General features: G+C 60.7%; 20 protein-coding genes. 6 read left to right on the top strand and 14 right to left on the bottom strand.

The window, feature by feature from the left end:
* Positions 1–215 precede the first annotated feature (215 nt).
* The 8 genes from murB to AC1ROI_RS27725 form a co-directional block, all read right to left on the bottom strand.
* On the bottom strand, positions 216–1,235 hold the full coding sequence (gene murB / locus AC1ROI_RS27690) for a UDP-N-acetylmuramate dehydrogenase (RefSeq protein WP_102594314.1): 1,020 nt from the start codon (positions 1,233–1,235) through the stop codon (positions 216–218).
* On the bottom strand, positions 1,232–1,696 hold the full coding sequence (locus AC1ROI_RS27695) for a low molecular weight protein-tyrosine-phosphatase (protein WP_010461884.1): 465 nt from the start codon (positions 1,694–1,696) through the stop codon (positions 1,232–1,234). Before AC1ROI_RS27695 ends, murB begins: the two co-directional genes overlap by 4 nt.
* The gene (kdsB, locus tag AC1ROI_RS27700; protein WP_077748004.1) at positions 1,696–2,460 is read right to left on the bottom strand and encodes a 3-deoxy-manno-octulosonate cytidylyltransferase; all 765 of its coding nucleotides are present in this window, start codon (positions 2,458–2,460) and stop codon (positions 1,696–1,698) included. The genes AC1ROI_RS27695 and kdsB overlap by 1 nt, the downstream gene beginning before the upstream one ends.
* A complete protein-coding gene (locus AC1ROI_RS27705) occupies positions 2,457–2,642 on the bottom strand; it encodes a Trm112 family protein (RefSeq protein WP_010461887.1) in 186 nt (61 codons plus the stop codon). The genes kdsB and AC1ROI_RS27705 overlap by 4 nt, the downstream gene beginning before the upstream one ends.
* A 25-nt stretch (positions 2,643–2,667) precedes the next feature.
* Positions 2,668–3,678, bottom strand: coding sequence for a tetraacyldisaccharide 4'-kinase (lpxK, locus tag AC1ROI_RS27710; RefSeq protein WP_010461890.1), 1,011 nt, complete (start codon positions 3,676–3,678; stop codon positions 2,668–2,670).
* Complete coding sequence (locus AC1ROI_RS27715) at positions 3,678–4,109, bottom strand: ExbD/TolR family protein (protein WP_010461891.1); 432 nt, start codon at positions 4,107–4,109, stop codon at positions 3,678–3,680. The genes lpxK and AC1ROI_RS27715 overlap by 1 nt, the downstream gene beginning before the upstream one ends.
* Positions 4,106–4,741: a MotA/TolQ/ExbB proton channel family protein gene (locus AC1ROI_RS27720; RefSeq protein ID WP_010461893.1), complete on the bottom strand. Its 636-nt coding sequence runs from the start codon at positions 4,739–4,741 to the stop codon at positions 4,106–4,108. Before AC1ROI_RS27720 ends, AC1ROI_RS27715 begins: the two co-directional genes overlap by 4 nt.
* 98 nt (positions 4,742–4,839) lie before the next feature.
* Positions 4,840–7,074, bottom strand: coding sequence for a DNA internalization-related competence protein ComEC/Rec2 (locus tag AC1ROI_RS27725; protein WP_102594315.1), 2,235 nt, complete (start codon positions 7,072–7,074; stop codon positions 4,840–4,842).
* Between the two features lie 135 nt (positions 7,075–7,209).
* Between AC1ROI_RS27725 and AC1ROI_RS27730 the strand changes: the two genes are divergently transcribed.
* Positions 7,210–7,728, top strand: coding sequence for a DUF2062 domain-containing protein (locus AC1ROI_RS27730; RefSeq protein WP_010461897.1), 519 nt, complete (start codon positions 7,210–7,212; stop codon positions 7,726–7,728).
* Between the two features lie 141 nt (positions 7,729–7,869).
* Here AC1ROI_RS27730 and AC1ROI_RS27735 read toward each other — a convergent pair whose 3' ends face one another.
* The 4 genes from AC1ROI_RS27735 to AC1ROI_RS27750 form a co-directional block, all read right to left on the bottom strand.
* Positions 7,870–8,649, bottom strand: a complete 780-nt coding sequence (locus AC1ROI_RS27735; RefSeq protein WP_010461900.1) for an ABC transporter permease — start codon at positions 8,647–8,649, stop codon at positions 7,870–7,872.
* Positions 8,646–9,578, bottom strand: a complete 933-nt coding sequence (locus tag AC1ROI_RS27740) for an ABC transporter ATP-binding protein (protein WP_010461902.1) — start codon at positions 9,576–9,578, stop codon at positions 8,646–8,648. Before AC1ROI_RS27740 ends, AC1ROI_RS27735 begins: the two co-directional genes overlap by 4 nt.
* A 133-nt stretch (positions 9,579–9,711) precedes the next feature.
* On the bottom strand, positions 9,712–10,335 hold the full coding sequence (locus tag AC1ROI_RS27745) for a glutathione S-transferase family protein (protein ID WP_083374758.1): 624 nt from the start codon (positions 10,333–10,335) through the stop codon (positions 9,712–9,714).
* A gap of 43 nt (positions 10,336–10,378) precedes the next feature.
* Positions 10,379–11,038 (bottom strand): transglutaminase-like domain-containing protein, encoded by a 660-nt coding sequence (locus AC1ROI_RS27750; RefSeq protein WP_083374759.1) that lies wholly within the window; start codon positions 11,036–11,038, stop codon positions 10,379–10,381.
* Positions 11,039–11,286: 248 nt separating this feature from the next.
* Here AC1ROI_RS27750 and AC1ROI_RS27755 point away from each other — a divergent pair, with 248 nt between their 5' ends.
* From AC1ROI_RS27755 to AC1ROI_RS27775, 5 genes are all read left to right on the top strand, one after another.
* Positions 11,287–13,734: an acyl-CoA dehydrogenase gene (locus AC1ROI_RS27755; RefSeq protein ID WP_102594316.1), complete on the top strand. Its 2,448-nt coding sequence runs from the start codon at positions 11,287–11,289 to the stop codon at positions 13,732–13,734.
* 65 nt (positions 13,735–13,799) lie between these two features.
* Entirely contained in the window at positions 13,800–14,207 is a 408-nt protein-coding gene (locus tag AC1ROI_RS27760) for a PA2817 family protein (RefSeq protein ID WP_010461909.1), read from the top strand.
* Positions 14,208–14,478: 271 nt separating this feature from the next.
* Complete coding sequence (locus AC1ROI_RS27765; protein ID WP_010461912.1) at positions 14,479–14,610, top strand: hypothetical protein; 132 nt, start codon at positions 14,479–14,481, stop codon at positions 14,608–14,610.
* 77 nt (positions 14,611–14,687) lie between these two features.
* On the top strand, positions 14,688–14,870 hold the full coding sequence (locus AC1ROI_RS27770; protein ID WP_102594317.1) for a hypothetical protein: 183 nt from the start codon (positions 14,688–14,690) through the stop codon (positions 14,868–14,870).
* Positions 14,871–14,975: 105 nt separating this feature from the next.
* Positions 14,976–16,190 (top strand): MFS transporter, encoded by a 1,215-nt coding sequence (locus tag AC1ROI_RS27775; protein ID WP_010461916.1) that lies wholly within the window; start codon positions 14,976–14,978, stop codon positions 16,188–16,190.
* Here the strand turns inward: AC1ROI_RS27775 and arfB are convergent.
* Positions 16,187–16,600 carry an alternative ribosome rescue aminoacyl-tRNA hydrolase ArfB gene (gene arfB, locus AC1ROI_RS27780; protein ID WP_010461917.1) on the bottom strand — a complete coding sequence of 138 codons (414 nt, stop codon included), beginning with the start codon at positions 16,598–16,600 and terminating at the stop codon, positions 16,187–16,189. The two genes, AC1ROI_RS27775 and arfB, sit on opposite strands and share 4 nt — an antisense overlap.
* Before the next feature lie 225 nt (positions 16,601–16,825).
* On the bottom strand, positions 16,826–18,241 hold the full coding sequence (locus tag AC1ROI_RS27785; RefSeq protein ID WP_083374760.1) for an amino acid permease: 1,416 nt from the start codon (positions 18,239–18,241) through the stop codon (positions 16,826–16,828).
* Positions 18,242–18,385 lie beyond the last annotated feature (144 nt).

An 18,385-nucleotide genomic window follows, 5' to 3' on the forward strand; every position in this document is an offset into this window, starting at 1 on the left:
GGGTCGAGCAATCTGCCGCCGAGACTTGGCGGTTGGCATCATGCAGATCGGCTCAGGCTAAGAGGCTCTCTTACGCGGACGGCAACGTCTGCATCGGGCCTTTGGTGGAGCAAATGCTTGCATCGTTAGGTGGCTAAGTTAACCCAGCATTAACAAAAAAGCCCTGCACAGTTGAAGGTGTGCAGGGCTTTGAGATCAGCCATTAAAGCGTAGCCTCAATACTGATTCGGCTCCATTTCCAGGTCGACGTTGAAACGTTGGGAAATGTCTTTCTGAATCTGCTGCGCCAGGTGCAGCAATTGCAGGCCGGTGGCGCTGCCATAGTTGACCAGCACCAGCGCCTGCAACTTATGCACGCCGGCATCGCCATCGCGAAAGCCTTTCCAGCCGGCCCGCTCGATCAACCAGCCCGCCGCCAGTTTCATCTGCCCATCGGGTTGCGCGTAGGCCACCAGGTCCGGGTATTGGCTTTTCAGCTGCGCGACCAGCGCGGTCGGCACCAGAGGGTTCTTGAAGAAGCTGCCGGCATTGCCGAGTACTGCCGGGTCCGGGAGCTTTTCATTACGAATACTGCAGATCGCCTGGCTGACGTCGGTGGCAGTCGGCTGATCGATGCCTTGCTCGGTCAGGCGCTGGCGAACCGGGCCGTATTCCAGGTGCAGGTGCGCGGCGCGGTTTAGGGTGAAACGCACGCGCAGGATCAACCAACGCCCCGGTTCCTGTTTGAACAGGCTGTCACGGTAGGCGAAGTTGCATTCTTCCAGGGAGAAATCCCGCAGCTCGCCGGTCTGGCGATCCAGCGCGGTCAGGCCGGCGAACACGTCCTTGATCTCGACGCCATAGGCACCGATGTTCTGCATCGGCGCCGCACCCACGGTGCCGGGAATCAGGCTGAGGTTCTCCAGCCCCGACAACCCCTGCGCCAGGGTGTGCTGCACGAACGGATGCCAAGGCTCGCCCGCCTCGGCTTCGATCACGACCTTGCTGCCGTTATCGCTCAGGATCCGAATCCCGCGCGTAGCCATGCGCAGCACCAGCGCCTGGACATCAGCTGTCAGCAGCAAGTTGCTGCCGCCACCGATCACCAGCAATGGCACGTCATGGGCCGACGCATACGCCAGGGCTTCAAGCACATCGGCGTCGCTGTGGGCCTCGGCGAACAACCGGGCCTGAACGTCGACACCAAACGTATTGAACGGCTTGAGCGAAATCCGGGGTTGAACCTGCAAACTCATAACCGTCCCTTCAATTCGATCACCAGTCGATCACTGGCGCGCTCGATCAGGTCCAGCACCTGTTCGAAACCCTGATCGCCGTCGTAGTACGGATCCGGCACTTCATCGAGTTCTGACTCGTAGCGACGCAGGAACAGGTCCAGCTCGGCTTTGCCCTTGGCCGGTTGCAGGGCCTTGAGGTGGCGCAGGTTGCTGTTGTCCATCGCCAGTATCAGGTCGTAGGCGGAAAAATCGGCGCGGGTCACTTGCTGTGCGCGTTGGGCGGACAGGTCGTAACCGCGCAGTCTGGCGGCGGCCTGGCTGCGTTTGTCCGGCGCCTTGCCGACGTGCCAGTCACCGGTGCCGGCGGAGGCGACTTCGATGTGATCGGCCAGCCCCGCCTCGCGCAATTTATGCCGCAGCACGCCTTCGGCCGTCGGGGAGCGACAGATGTTGCCCAGGCACACGAACAGAACGCGCATCAGGCCTCCAGCAGGCGACGGACGCGCTCGAGGTCTTCGACGGTGTCGACGCCAGTGGGCGGTGCGATCAGTGCGTCAGCGACGTGAATCCGCACGCCGTGCCACAGGGCACGCAGCTGTTCCAGGGATTCAGTGTTTTCCAGCCAGCACGGGCCCCAGCTGACGAAGTCATGCAGGAAACCGGCTCGGTAGGCATAAATGCCAATGTGGCGGCGGTACGGCACGCCTTCCGGCAATTGCTCGCGGCTTTTGGCGAACGCGTCGCGGGCCCACGGCAACGTGGCACGACTGAAGGTCAGCGCCAAGCCATTAAGGTCGCTGACAACCTTGACCACGTTGGGATTGAACAGGGTTTCCACGTCTTCGATCGGCTCGGCCAGGGTGGCCATGCGCGCTTCGGCGTGGGCGGCCAGGTTGGCAGCCACCTGATCGATCACACTCGGCGGAATCAACGGTTCGTCACCCTGGACGTTGACCACGATGGCGTCGGCGGCCAGACCGAGTTTCGCGGCGACTTCGGCCAGGCGATCGGTACCGGAATTGTGATCTTCGCGGGTCAGCACCACTTCGGCGCCAAACGCCTTGCACGCCTCGACAATGCGCACGTCGTCAGTGGCGACCACGACACGCTCGGCACTGCTTTTGCTCGCCTGCTCCCAGACGTGCTGGATCATCGGCTTGCCGGCGATCAGCAGCAGCGGTTTGCCCGGCAGACGGGTGGAGGCATAACGCGATGGAATGACAACGGTAAAGGCTGTGGTCATTTATCCAGGCGCTCGTCGGTGGTCAGGGTTCGGGCTTCGGTTTCGAGCATCACGGGGATGCCATCGCGAATCGGGTAAGCCAGGCCGGCGCCCTTGCTGATCAGCTCGGTCTTGTCGGCGCTGAGTTTGAGGGGGCCTTTGGTGACCGGGCAAGCGAGGATGTCGAGCAATTTGGTGTCCATGAGCATTCCCTGGATAAAAACGGAGTTAAGGCAAAAGACGAGCCGGCAACAGGCGCATCAGCTGCGTATCGAACCAGGCCACGAAAGCCGGCGATGGCGCAGCATCGACCGCCAGGTACCACCAATCGGCGGCGGCGAAGGCACGGCACTTCACCGCGTCCTTTTCGGTCATCACCAACGGCAATGACGGTGTGAAATTCAAGGCCTGCACGCTGTATTCGGCGTGGTCGGCAAACGCATGCGGCACTGGCTGCCAGTGTAGCGTTTCGAGGGTCGTGAAGAAACGCTGCGGATTGCCGATCCCGGCCACGGCGTGCAGTGCCTGACCTGCGGGGAAGTAGTCGAGGGGGCGACGCTCACCGCTTTGCAGGTTGACCAGTTCGGTAGGTTGCAGCTGGAAGGCAAAACCGTTTTCGCGATCATTGGCGGCGCCGTTGTACAGCACGGCATCGACGCTCTGAAGGCGTTCGACCGGTTCACGCAAGGGACCGGCCGGCAGGCAGCGTTTGTTGCCCAGGCCGCGGGCGGCGTCGATCAACACCAGTTCCAGGTCCCGGGCCAGCCGGTAATGCTGCATGCCGTCATCGGAGAGGATCAGATCCAGCGGCTCACTCGCCAGCAGCGCTTTGACGGCGCTGCTGCGATCCGGGTCGATCATCAATGGCACGCCCGTGCGCTGGACGATCAACAGCGGTTCGTCGCCGGCAATGTCCGCGCTTTGATCGGCCTCGACGCGCCACGGCAATTGCGGCGGTTTGGCGCCGTAACCCCGGCTGACCACCCCGACCCGCAAACCACTGCGCTGGCAATGCTGGATCATCCACAGAATCAGCGGTGTCTTGCCAGTGCCACCGACGGTGATATTGCCGACCACGATCAGCGGCACGGGCGGCTGATAGATCTCGCCCTCGCCCGCCAGAAAGCGCTTGCGCTTGTTCATGACGATGCGCCGGTACAGCCACTCCAGTGGCTGCAACAGTTTCAGGGCCGGATGACCTTGGTACCACGCGGCGAGCAAGCGATCGGACATGGCCATCAGGGCGCGGGCGGTGCCGCTTCGACCGTGGTCATGCGCAAGTGGCTGAAACCCAGCTTGCCGGCGGCGTCCATGGCGGTGATGACCGACTGATGCTGAGTCTTGCCATCCGCGCTGATGGACAGCGGCAGGTTGGTGTCGCCATTGGATTCTTTCTGCAGCGCCTCCATCAGCGTCGCGAGGTCGTTCTTCGGCAATAGCTGATTGTTCACCGAGAACGCGCCTTCGGCACTGATGGCAACGTCCAGGTGCTTGACCTGCTGGTCTTCGGCAGGCGAACCGCTGACCGCTTCCGGCAGATCGACGCGCAACTGGGTTTCACGGGTAAACGTAGTGGTGACCACGAAAAACAGCAGCAAGATAAACACCACGTCGATCAGCGACGCGAGGTTGATGTCGACCGTTTCCCGCGGTTTGCGGCGGAATTTCACGCTTTGCCCTCGGCCAGGTCCACATCACGGTCGCCCTGAACCACTTCGACCAGTTTGATCGCTTCCTGCTCCATGCCCACCACCAGTTCATCGATCCGGCGTTGCAGGAATCGGTGAAAGAATACTGCCGGGATACCGACCATCAGGCCAGCGGCCGTAGTGATCAGCGCCTTGGAGATACCGCCCGCCAGCACCGCGGCATTGGTGCCCATGCCCGTGCCCATGAACGCGCTGAAAATGTCGATCATGCCCAGCACCGTACCCAACAGGCCCAGCAATGGGGCCATGGCGGCGATGGTGCCCAGCGCATTGATATAGCGTTCGAGTTCATGAACCACCCGTGCGGCGGCCTCTTCGATGCACTCTTTCATGATCTCGCGACCATGTTTGGAGTTGGCAAGGCCCGCCGCCAGGATCTCGCCCAACGGTGAGTTGGCGCGCAGTTCCTTGAGTTTTTCTTTATTGAGCTGTTTGTCCTTGATCCACACCCAGACCTGCCCGAGCAAATGCTCAGGGGTCACACGGCTGGCTCGCAGGGTCCAGAGACGCTCGGCGACGATCGCCATTGCCGCGATGGAACTCAGAATGATCGGCAGCATCATCCAGCCGCCGGATTTGACCAATTCCCACACAGTGACAGCCCCCTCGAAAAAGTGCGCCACTCTAACATAGGGGCCGGATGCACCGAAGACCGTGATGTCGCATCCGGTCGGGCTTTCATAACTGGCGGTTATGGGCCCAACGGTGGCGGATCGCGCCAGAAACGCCGATCCAGACGCATCGTCCACGGCGGCTTGAACCGTCCCAGTTGCAGACGAATGGCGCCGTGGGTGGCGCTGTCGTAGATCGCCATGCCGCGTTTTTGATAGCGCGCCATGACCGTGGGATGCGGGTGGCCAAAGGAATTGCCTTGGCCCCGGGAAATCAGCACTGCCCTGGGTTGCAACGCGGCGAGCAGCGCCATCGAAGAGGAACTGCGACTGCCGTGGTGAGGCGATTGCAGCCAATCGGTCGGCACGGCAAGCGGACTGTCGAGCAATGCCCGCTCGGCTGCCGCATCAATATCACCGGTCAGCAACAATCGCTCGCCACTGGCTTCGATCTGCAAGACACAGGATTTTTGATTGCTGTCGGCGGCGGATGTCCATTGCCAGAGACGGAAGTCCACACCGTCCCAGGTCCATTGCCGGCCGCTTTCACAGCCTTCGGCGCGCAATTCGGCTGGCAGCGCCTCGGGATCACCGCTCAGGACCCGCGCCACCGGCAATCCGTTGGCAACCGCACGTGCACCGCCGGCGTGATCGGCGTCGGCGTGACTGAGCAGCATCAGGTCGATCCCGGACACGCCCAGTTTGCGCAATGACGGCAGCACCACCCGCTCGCCGAGGTCGAAATCGCCAAAACGCGGCCCGGCGTCATACAACAAGGTGTGATGGCGGGTGCGCACCAGGATGGCCAGGCCCTGGCCGACGTCCAGTTGCCAGACTTCGGCGACGCCTTCGGCAAGCAACGGGCGAGGTGGAAAAACCAGTAACAGCAGCAGCGGCCAACCCAACGGGCGCAACGGCACCCCTTTAGGCAGTAATAGAAGAAAGGCCCCCAGCGTACCGAGCGCCCAAATCCACACCGGCACCGCGACCGGCACCCAGGCGGGGAATCGCCCGGCCATCAATGCCAGCCCCTTGAACAACAGGTCGACCAGACCGCCCGCCAGCCACAGCAACCCCTCGCCCACATAAGGGACGGGCAGTAACAACGTCCCGAGCAAGGCTGGCGGCAATACCACCAGACTGACCCAAGGCACCGCCAGCAAATTGGCCACTGGTCCGCTGACGCTGATCGGCAAGCCAAGTATCAATAGCAATGGGCACAGTCCGATCGCGATCAGCCATTGCGCACGGGTCCACGTTTGCCACCAACGCCACGGCCCCAGACGCCCACCGAAGGTGAAGATCAACACCGCCACCGCTGCGAAGGACAACCAGAACCCCGGTTGCAGGCTCGCCAGCGGGTCGAGCAGTAAAACGCCATTGAGCGCCAGCAACAGCGGCCACCAGGCGCCAAGGTGCCGAAACCTTAGCCGCCACAACAACACCAGACCGATCATCACGCAGGCCCGGCGCACCGGCACCTCAAAACCGGCCAGCAACCCGTAACCCAGCGCAGCGGCAAACGCCAGTCCGCAGGCCCATGGCAGCCAGGGCAAACGGCTCGGCCACAGACCATAGCGCGCCAGCCCGGCGATCAGCAGATACACCAGCCCCGCCAGCAACCCGATGTGCTGCCCGGAAATCACCAGCAGATGCACGGTGCCGGTGTCTTGCAGCACTTGCCAGTCCTCGCGACTCAGCCCGCCGCCGTCGCCCAACACCAATGCGATCAGCGCCCCCGTCCGGCCTTGGGCATCGACGACCTGCAATTGCTGCCGAATGCTGTCACGCCAGGCCCATTGGGCGGCGACCAGCCTATGGCCATCCTTGACCGTACCGGTAGCGCCGATGCGTTGTGCCAGCAACCAGGCGTCGTAGTCAAAGGCATGCGGATTGAGCAGCCCGGCAGGACGCTTCAACTTGACCGCCAGCCGCCACCGTTCGCCGCTGTTGACGGGCGGTCCGTCATACCAGGCGAGGCGCAGATGCCGGGGCAGCCGGGTGCTTCGGGACTGACTGTCGGTCAACTCGAAGCGCACCACCCCTTCGGCATTCTGCGGCAGGCCCGTCACCCGACCTTCGACCCAACGAGTCTCGCCATCGAGCTTCAGCGACAGGCGATCATCCAGCGCCCACTGCGCACTCGCGCACGCCCAACTGAAGCCGAACAGAAAAAACGCCAACGGGTGAGTCCGAAACGGCAACAGCATCAAACCCACGACCGGCAGCAACATCCATAACCAGACCGGCGGTAAAACCGGTAAAAAACGCAGGGCCAGCAAACCCAACGCCAGCGCCATCATCCCTGTGCGCATACGCCCGTCCTTGAGAGTCCCACCCTAGGCATAGCTGCCCGACTGCACGCACACGGTTATTAATTGTCACAAAGTCTGAATGGGCGGTTCATAGAATCCAGACATACTTGCCGCCTTAACCGACCGAGAAGCCTTATGCCCCGGCGCTTATTCAAACGTTACATGCCAGACCCGACCAGCATCAGGGAACACAAATCCTTACGCTTTCTCGGCACCCTGCTGCATGACCCGAACCTCTGGCACCTCAATCGTCATTCCGTCGCACGGGCCATGGCGGTGGGCCTGTTCGCGGCCTTCCTGCCCATTCCGTTGCAGATGCTGGTCGCTGCCATTCTGGCGATCGTCGTGCGGGGCAACATGCCCATTGCCGTCAGCCTGGTCTGGCTGACCAACCCGATTACGATGCCAGCGGTGTTCTTCTGCACCTATCAGACGGGAGCGTGGTTAATGGACGTGCCGGCCAGGCATTTGCCGGACGAGCTGACCTGGGAATGGATCAGTGGTGAGCTTTCCACCTTGTGGCAGCCGTTTTTGCTGGGTTCAGTGGTGACGGGACTGGTGCTGGGCGCCCTCGCCTATTGCCTGGTGATGATGTATTGGCGCTGGTGGGTTGGGCGGCAGTGGAAGCGGCGCAAGAGAAACCGGATGCAGTAAATGCAAAACGGCCTCCATTGTTGGAGGCCGTTATTTTATGGCGTCTGGGCTGACGCCTTCGCGGGCAAGCCTCGCTCCTACGGTTCACCATCAGACCTGTAGGAGCGAGGCTTGCCCGCGAAGCAGGCGACGCGGTCTTTCTCAGGTACGCATCCCGCGCCCACTGACCAGCAGCCGCGCACAACCGATGTATAGAACTACGGTCGCCACCAACATGAAAGTAATCGCCACGCTGATCCTGATGTCCGAAACGCCAAGAATGCCGTAACGGAAGGCGTTGACCATGTGCAGCACCGGGTTGGCCAGGGACACGGTCTGCCAGAACGGCGGCAGCAAACTGATCGAGTAGAACACCCCGCCCAGGTATGTCAGGGGTGTCAGCACGAAGGTCGGGATGATCGAAATATCATCGAAGTTACGTGCAAACACGGCGTTGATGAAGCCCAGCAGCGAGAAGATCGTCGCCGTCAGCACCACCACCAGAATGGTCACGCCCAGGTGATGCACCTGCAATTCGGTGAAGAACAGCGACAACAGCGTCACGATCAACCCGACCATCAAGCCCCGCAGCACGCCGCCCAGGGTGTAGCCAATCAGAATCGTATGCGGCGATACCGGCGACACCATCAATTCTTCGATGGAGCGCTGGAACTTGCTGCCGAAGAAACTCGACACCACGTTGCCGTAGGAGTTGGTGATCACCGACATCATGATCAGGCCCGGCACGATGTATTCCATATAGGTGAAGCCACCCATATCACCAATCTGTCGACCGATCAGGTTACCGAAGATCACGAAGTACAGGACCATGGTGATGGCCGGCGGCAGCAGGGTCTGCGGCCAGATCCGGGTAAAGCGCTTCACCTCGCGGTAAACGATGGTGTTGAGGGCAACGAGGTTGGGTTGCAGCTCGGAACTCATACCGCCACCTTCGACAGATTTTTCTCCACCAGAGACACGAACAACTCCTCGAGGCGATTGGTTTTGTTGCGCAGGCTCAGCACTTCGATGTTCTGCTGCGCCAACTGGGTGAACAGCGCGGTGATGCCCATGGCCTTGTCGACCTGGACTTCGAGTGTGTGGCTGTCGAGCAGCTTGGTCGGATAACCGAGCAACTGCGGCGCGACGTTCAGCGTGTTCTTGAGATCAAGCAGAAAGGTTTCCACATGCAGCTGGCCGAGCAGCTGTTTCATGCTGGTGTTCTCGACAATCGTGCCGTGGTCGATGATGCCGATGTTGCGGCACAACTGCTCAGCCTCTTCCAGGTAATGAGTGGTGAGGATGATGGTGATGCCTTTCTGGTTCAGCTCGGTGAGAAAGGTCCACATCGAGCGACGCAGTTCGATGTCCACACCCGCAGTCGGTTCATCGAGGATCAGCAGGCGCGGTTCGTGAACCAGTGCGCGGGCGATCATCAGGCGACGCTTCATGCCACCGGACAGCGAACGCGATGGCACATCGCGTTTGTCCCACAGCCCGAGCTGGGTCAGATACTGCTCGGCGCGTTCCTTGGCGATCTTCGGCGGGATGCCGTAGTAACCGGCCTGGGTCACGACGATGTCGAAGGTTTTTTCGAACTGGTTGAAGTTGAATTCCTGGGGCACCACGCCGATGCAACGCTTGAGCGCCGCCGGCTCCTTGTCCAGGTCGTGACCGAAGATATTCACCGTGCCGCTGGTCTTGTTCACCAGGGTCGAGAGAATGCCGATGGTCGTGGATTTGCCGGCACCGTTAGGGCCGAGCAAGGCGAAAAAGTCACCTTCGGCGACGTCCAGATCGATACCACTCAAGGCCTGGAAACCGTTGCCGTAGGTTTTGGTTAGCTGCCGGATGGACAGAGCGGAACTCATATCGGATTTACGCACCAAGAAGGGAAGAAAGGGATAACTATGGGCGGGCGGCGAGCAATGCAACCGCGGCGCACGAGCGCAATGGTGCTTGTCGCCGCCAAACAAGTACAGTCAAGTGTGTCGATAGTGAGTATTAAGTCAACGCGGTCATAACGGCTTTTTTATACGCCGGACGCTGTTTCAGTCGTGCATACCAGGCTTCAAGATGCGGCTGCGGTGCACGCTCGATCGGCATCTCGAACCAGGCATAAATGAAACTGCCAAGGGGAATGTCGCCCATGCCGATTTCGTCGCCGGACAGATACGGCGCGGCCGCCAACGCCTGGTTCGCCATCGCCAACAGATCATCGCACTCCTTGATTGCGGCGTTGATGGCGGTCCAGTCCTGCTTGTCTTCAGGTGTGCGTAACACGCCCCAGAACACCGTGCGGAACGGGCCGGCAAAACTGGAGGTGGTCCAGTCCATCCACTTGTCGGCAGCGGCGCGAGCCTTCAGATCCGTCGGGTACCAGGCCGTGCCGTTGGCGTGCTGAGCCATCAGGTAGCGCACGATGGCGTTCGATTCCCAGAGCACGAAGCCGTCATCTTCGATCACCGGCACGCGACCGTTGGGATTCATCGCACGATACTGCGGCGTATCGACTACACCGAAGGCGCCACCCGCATCGATGGCTTCATAGGCCAGGCCCAACTCCTCGGCGGCCCACAATGGCTTTCTGACATTCGACGAATTTTTCCGACCCCAGATCTTCAGCATGACCGCCTCTTTATGGATGAATGCGCAGGCAGCATACGCCGGATCAGGCGCGGCTCAAATCACTCTGCATGTCACCCAGCAACGCCGGCAATGTGTCGCTGAACAAATGTGGGTAGCACTTTTCCAGGTGCTCGAAAAAGAACGTCTCAGGCACGTCGGTGAACTGGCCGTGGTCGACCAGGTACTCCATCAACTGCTCGCCGTCGCGGTTGAAGGGATGGAAAACACTGTCGTTGATGCCGTCGAACTCCAGCGGCGCGATATTGAACAGTTCGCAGAGTTGCTGGTTGAAGGCCGGCGTCGCCTTGACCCAGCGCCCGTTCAGAAACAACTCCGTATAGCCGTGCATGGCAAACACGTCGCTCCTGAGCAATTCGAGCAACCGCGGCGTCGACAGGTGATTGCGCACGTCCGCCAGACCGATCCGCGCAGGGATCCCGCAATGTCGCGCGGCACCGGCCAGAAGCGTGGCCTTGGGCACGCAATAACTTTCCCCGGCCGCCAAGGCATAACTGCCGCGCAACGTATCCGGGTCGCGACTGAACGTGTAGGGGTTGTAGCGCACGGCCTCGCGCACCGCGTAATAGAGATTGATCGCCTGCTCAAGCGGATCGCGACTGGCGCCCCGGTGTTTTTCGGCGAACTCCACCACCGAGGGGTGGTCACTATCGATGAAGCGGCCGGGACTCAGATACTCGTGCATGAGAACAATCTCCTGGGGAAGCCACGAGTCTAACGACACCTTCAGCACAGAGATAACGACGTTTCGGCCAAACATGGGCGTATTGCCGCGTAGGAAACGAACGATTTCCCGGGCGTGTTGCCAACCCAACCTACAAAACTCATCGATGGTTTCCCACGAATTCAATCACCTCGCTCCGACCACCCTGTTTTGCGGATGCCGTCTAAGCTCTGAAGGTTGGTTTTGCCCTGGTTCACGGAGGATTAAATATGCTGCTGTTGTGGATACTGGTTCTGGTTGTCGGGATAGCTTATTTAGCCCACCGTCGCATCGCCCCCCTGCCCGCCCTGTGCATCGTCGCTGCCTATATCGTCGCGATGGGGGCCTTCAGTCGCGCGCCAGGCTGGCTGCTGCTGGTTTTCTGGGTGTTGATTGCAGCCGTCGCGGCGCCGTTGTTGCTGCCCGACCTGCGTCGCAAATTCTTCAGCGCGCCGCTGTTCAGCTGGTTCCAGAAAACCCTGCCGCCAATGTCGCAAACCGAGCGCGATGCGATCGACGCCGGGACCGTGTGGTGGGATGGCGAACTGTTCAGCGGTCGTCCGGACTGGAACAAGTTGCTGTCCTATCCAAAAGTGCAGCTCAGTGAAGAGGAACAGGCCTTTATCGACGGCCCGATCGAAGAGCTCTGCGCCATGGTCAGCGACTGGCAGATCGGGCAAGACATGGACCTGCCGCCCGAAGCCTGGACCCACATCAAGGAGAACGGCTTCTTCGCGCTGATCATCCCCAAAGAGTTTGGCGGCAAGGGCTTCTCGGCCTATGCCCACTCCCAGGTGGCGATGAAACTGGCAACCCGCAGTGGCGACCTCGCGTCGACCGTAATGGTCCCTAACTCGCTGGGCCCGGCCGAACTGCTGCTGCATTACGGCACCGACGAACAACGCAACCATTACCTGCCAAGGCTGGCCCGGGGTGACGATATCCCGTGCTTCGCATTGACCGGCCCACTGGCCGGCTCCGACGCTGGCGCCATGCCCGACACCGGGGTCATCTGCAAAGGTGAATGGGAAGGCAAGGAAACCCTCGGCCTGCGCCTCAACTGGGAAAAGCGCTACATCACGCTGGGCCCGGTCGCCACCCTCCTCGGCCTGGCCTTCAAGGCCTATGACCCGGACCATTTGTTGGGTGACAAGGAAGACCTGGGCATCAGCCTGGCGCTGATCCCGACCGACACCGCCGGTGTCGAGATCGGTCGCCGCCATCTGCCGCTGGGTGCCGCCTTCATGAATGGCCCGAACTCCGGCAAGGACGTCTTCGTGCCGCTGGACTTTCTCATCGGCGGCCAGGAAATGCTCGGCAAGGGCTGGATGATGCTGATGAACTGCCTGTCAGTCGGGCGTTCGATTTCCCTGCCGGCGGTCGGCACCGGTGCGGCCAAGTTCACCAGCCTGGTCACCGGTCAGTACGCACAGGTTCGTGAGCAGTTCAACGTTCCACTGTCGGCGTTCGAAGGTATTCAGGAAGCCATGGCACGCATCGGCGGCAACGCCTGGATGATGGACGCCGCCCGAATGCTGACCGCCAACGCGGTGGACCTGGGCGAGAAACCGTCGGTGCTGTCGGCGATTCTCAAGTACCACCTCACCGAACGCGGCCGCGAGTGCATCAGCCACGCCATGGATGTTCACGGCGGCAAGGCGATCATCATGGGGCCGAACAACTACCTCGGTCGCAGCTGGAATGGCGCGCCCATTTTCATCACCGTGGAAGGCGCGAACATCCTCTCGCGCAACCTGATGATCTTTGGTCAGGGTGCCATTCGCTGCCATCCGTTCGTGCTGAAAGAAATGGCTCTCGCCGGCCGTGAAGACAAGGATCAGGCACTCACCGAATTCGATGGCCTGCTGCTCAAGCACATCGGTTTCGCCGTGAGCAACGCTGCCAGCACGCTGGTGTTGAACCTTGGCTTCGGGCACCTGGAACATTCGCCGGGTGACAAGCTCAGTCAGGGTTACTTCCGTGCGCTTAATCGACAGGCGGCTGCGTTTGCCATGCTTGCCGACCTCAGCATGATGTTGCTGGGCGGTGAACTGAAACGTCGCGAACGCCTGTCGGCGCGTCTTGGGGATGTACTCAGCAACATGTACCTCGCCTCCGCCGCGCTCAAGCGTTACCACGACCTCGATTCGCCGGAGCACATGGCGCCGCTGTTCAAGTGGGCCATGGAAGAAAGCCTGGGCCAGTCGGAGCGTGCGCTGGATGAATTGCTCAGCAACTTCCCGAACAAGGTGCTGGGTTGCCTGTTGCGGGTGATCGTGTTCCCGTTCGGCCGTCGCCACAAAGGTCCATCGGACAAACTCGGCGCCGAAGTCGCCGCAGTGATCGGGCGCGCCAAGGGCGATCCAACCCTCGAAGAATTGCTCGGCGGTTGCTACCGCCCGCAATCGGCAGACGACGCGGTCGGCGCCCTGCAACACGCCTGCAACCTGTTGAACGCGGCGCAGCCGTTACAGAAAAAACTGCACGTGGCGCTCAAGAGCGGTCAGGTCAAACCGGCGGCGGGGGAACATGTCATCGATGCAGCGCTGGAGGCTGGAGTGTTGCAAGCGGGTGAGGCGCAGTCCCTGCGTGATGCCGAAGCAGCGCGGCGCAAGGTCATCGACGTCGATGATTTCGACAAAGACGAACTGGCACTGGCCGACGGAAAGGTCCGCTGATCCTGTAAAAACGGGCGCAGGAGCTTTATACTCCTGCGCCCGTTTTGCTCTTGAGGACTTATCTCGTGTCCAACGTCGTTGCCGATCATCTTGTCTTGCTCGACCACTTGCGCAGCATCCTGGTCGCGGTAGGTGAGGCCGAACAGGTTCCCGAAGAAAGCCATGCCTTGTTCCTGGAGCGCTTCGACGAATTGCGTGCGTTGCTGCCGGTCGACCCGATCGAAAGCCAATACCTGGGCCAGGACATTCTGTGCCAGGTGATCACCCGTTACCCGCAAATCGCCCACCTGGTCCCGCGCGACCTGTTGTGGTACTTCGCCGGTGACTGCCTGCATTACATGCCCGATGATGAAATCGATTTGTACCAGGCACTGGAAGAGCGTCGTTTCGAAGCCGAACAGAACGACGAACCTTTCGACTGGAATCAGGAAAAACAGCTGCTGGCAATGTCGAACGACGAGCCGAAGCACTGATCACCGACTGGAATGCAAAGGGCCCGCATGGTTATTCATGCGGGCCTTTTTTATGGCATTGCCGAATACTGTGATGTCTGGCCGGGCCCTTCGCGAACAGGCTCGCACCTTGGTTTTGTGTCACTGCTACTGACCTGTCTAGACAACTCCATCCGTCGAAACAAATGGATATAAAAGTCTGTTTGTCATTTCTCCTGCTGTATCCTGCCCAAGCTTTTTAAAAGCGCGGATCTACCAGATCTATCAACAGACTTTGCGAGGAGCGCGAACCATGCACGAGATCCCTAATCTCCCCTTCCCAAGCCTGCACGAAACTGAGCAGACAACCACGCAACAAGCCGGTGCCCAACAGCCCGAGCCGAAAGAAGCCACTGAACGCCGCCAGGCCGACAGCGAAGACTGAAACACCTGCAATGCCAGACCGTGTGGAAAGCGCTAACATGCGCTTTCCACACCGCCTGAACCCTTGAGCTGCCCACCATGACCGACGACTTCACAGAGACCCAGGCCAGCGTCCTGATCGGCACCGCCGAGAAGATGATCGAGATCTGGAATCGCCTCCCCCCCGAGAAACAAGCCGCGTTGCTCGCCCGTTTCGGCACCGAAGAAAACGCCCTGGCCGCCCTGGTCACGACGCAACTGGTCGCCCCCGCAAAACCCTGATTAACCCCCCGCACGGCAAATAGTTTTACTTTTCCACGCCCCACGGACGCTCGCGCCGCTATCATAAGCTGCCTATCTATCCTGCTTTCCCGTGGACCTTTACCCATGTCTGAAAACCAGCGCCCCCTGGCGGTCACGCTGCAAGTCGTTTCCATCGTTCTCTTTACCTTCATCGGCTACCTGAACATCGGCATTCCCCTCGCCGTATTGCCCGGCTACGTCCACAGCGATCTCGGCTTCGGCGCAGTAATCGCGGGGCTGGTGATCAGCGTGCAATACCTGGCCACCCTGCTCAGCCGCCCTTATGCCGGGAAAATCATCGACAATAAGGGCAGCAAACTCGCGGTGATGTACGGTCTCGCCGGTTGCGGTTTGAGCGGCGTGTTCATGCTGATTTCAGCCTGGACCCAAAGCCTGCCGATGCTGAGCCTGATCAGCCTGCTGATCGGCCGCCTGGTGCTCGGCAGCGCGGAAAGCCTGGTGGGCTCCGGCTCGATTGGTTGGGGCATCGGCCGGGTCGGCGCGGCGAACACCGCCAAAGTCATCTCCTGGAACGGCATAGCGAGTTACGGCGCACTGGCAGTCGGCGCGCCGTTGGGTGTGTTGCTGGTCAGTCAACTGGGCTTGTGGAGCATGGGCGTGAGCATCGTGCTGCTGGCCGTCCTTGGCCTGGCACTGGCCTGGCCAAAAACCGCCGCGCCGATTGTGGTCGGTGAACGGCTGCCGTTCATGCATGTGCTGGGACGGGTGCTGCCCCATGGTTGCGGCCTGGCCCTGGGCTCGATCGGATTCGGCACCATCGCCACCTTCATCACGCTGTATTACGCCACACAGCACTGGGACAACGCGGTGCTGTGCCTGAGCCTGTTCGGCGCCAGTTTCATCGGCGCGCGATTGCTGTTCGGCAACCTGATCAACCGCCTCGGCGGCTTTCGCGTGGCGATTGCCTGCCTGTCGGTGGAAACCCTGGGGCTGCTGCTGCTGTGGCTGGCGCCGGATGCACATTGGGCACTGGCCGGTGCGGCATTGAGCGGTTTCGGCTTCTCGCTGGTGTTCCCGGCGCTGGGCGTGGAAGCGGTCAACCTGGTGCCGGCCTCCAGTCGCGGTGCTGCGGTCGGGGCTTACTCGCTGTTCATCGATTTGTCGCTGGGGATTACCGGGCCGCTGGCCGGTGCGATTGCTGCAGGGTTTGGCTTTGCCTCGATCTTCCTGTTCGCCGCGATTGCTGCATTGAGCGGTTTGGCGCTGAGCGTTTATTTGTACCGGCAGGCACCGAAGCACTTGAGTGAAAAGTACCGCGAAGGGCGCGACGCTCGCTAGAAATCGATCTTGCCGCGCCCGGCCTTGATGCTGCCGCGCTTGGTCTTGGATTCCAGCCGACGCTTCTTCGAACCGAGGGTCGGCTTGGTCGGGCGGCGTTTCTTCTCGACTTTGGTGGCGCTGAGAATCAACTCGACCAGCCGCTCCAGCGCATCGGCGCGATTGGCTTCCTGCGTGCGGTATTGCTGGGCCTTGATAATCAACACGCCATCGCTGGTGATGCGACTGTCACGCAGCGCCAGCAGCCGTTCCTTGTAGAACTCGGGCAAGGACGAGGCCGGAATGTCGAAGCGCAGGTGCATGGCGCTGGAGACCTTATTGACGTTCTGCCCACCGGCGCCTTGCGCGCGGATGGCGGTCAACTCGATCTCGGCATCCGGCAGATGCACATTGTTGGAAATCACCAGCATGGAAAAGCGTCCGTATTCAGAACGCGCAGGATACCGCGAATGAACTGAAAGCATGCGGTCCCTGTAGGAGCGAGGCTTGCCCGCGATAGCAGTGTTGTCAGTCGACATCTTTGTTGCCTGACACGACCCCATCGCGAGCAGGCTCACTCCTACAGGGGGTTGTGTGAGGCCTGAAAACAACAAACCCGGCACATTGGCCGGGTTTGTTGTTTCTGCGAGCTGCGCTTACTTCGCGTTTGCAGCCTGCAACGCATGCTGAGCGCTGCGCTTGTTCTTGATGCCGTAGCACACCCACATGAACGCGACCCAAACCGGAATCGCATACACCGAGATCTGGATGCCCGGGATCAACAGCATTACGCCGAGAATGAACACCACGAACGCCAGGCAGACGTAGTTCCCGTATGGGTACCACAGGGCTTTGAATAGCGGCGTCTGCTTGGTCTTGTCCATGTGCTGGCGGAACTTGAAATGCGAGAAGCTGATCATCGCCCAGTTGATCACCAGGGTGGCAACCACCAGCGACATCAGCAGTTCCAGCGCGTTTTGCGGGATCAGGTAGTTCAGCAACACCGCAATCAACGTCACCGCCGCCGAAGCGAGGATCGAACGCACCGGCACGCCGCGCTTGTCGATTTTCGCCAAGGCTTTCGGCGCATCGCCCTGCTCGGCCATGCCCAGCAGCATCCGGCTGTTGCAGTAAGTGCCGCTGTTGTACACCGACAGCGCCGCCGTCAGGACCACGAAGTTGAGGATGTGTGCGGCGGTGTCGCTGCCAAGCATCGAGAACACTTGCACGAACGGGCTGCCGCTGTAGGAATCACCCGACGCGTTCAGGGTCGCCAACAGGCTGTCCCATGGCGTCAGCGACAGCAGGATGACCAGCGCACCGATGTAGAAAATCAGGATCCGGTAGATCACCTGGTTGATGGCTTTCGGGATCACGGTTTTCGGCTTGTCGGCTTCTGCTGCGGTGAAACCGAGCATTTCCAGGCCGCCGAAGGAGAACATGATGATCGCCATGGCCATCACCAGGCCGCTAACCCCGTTCGGGAAGAAACCGCCGTGGGCCCACAGGTTGGTCACCGAGGCTTGCGGGCCGCCGTGGCCGCTGACCAGCAGGTAGCTGCCGAGCGCGATCATGCCGACAATCGCCACGACCTTGATGATCGCGAACCAGAACTCGGCCTCGCCAAAGACTTTGACGTTGGCCAGGTTGATCAGGTTGATCAGGACGAAGAAGCCGGCGGCCGAGACCCAGGTCGGAATGTGTGGCGCCCAGTAGTGGATGTATTTGCCGACCGCAGTCAGCTCCGACATGCCCACCAGGATGTACAGGATCCAGCAGTTCCAGCCCGACAGGAAGCCGGCGAACCCGCCCCAGTATTTATGGGCGAAGTGGCTGAAGGAACCCGCCACAGGCTCTTCGACAATCATTTCGCCGAGCTGGCGCATGATCATGAAGGCAATGAAGCCGCAGATGGCGTAGCCGAGGATCATCGACGGGCCGGCAGATTTCAGTACACCGGCCGAGCCCAGGAACAGCCCGGTACCGATCGCGCCACCGAGGGCGATCAGTTGAATATGGCGATTTTTCAGGCCGCGTTTCAGCTCGCCTGAATGCGAGTTTTGTCCACTCATGAAAAGGGTCTCACGCAAGGTTTGATGATGTTCGTTAGACGTTGCTGCTCGGTTGCGATTTCAAGCAGCGCCGATCAAACCCCAGCGAAGGCAAAAGGAGTTCAGCGTTTTTACAACGGTCATGCGTCACCTGTTTGTTTTTAT

Source organism: Pseudomonas sp. GW823-FHT02C02 (genome assembly GCF_058797635.1).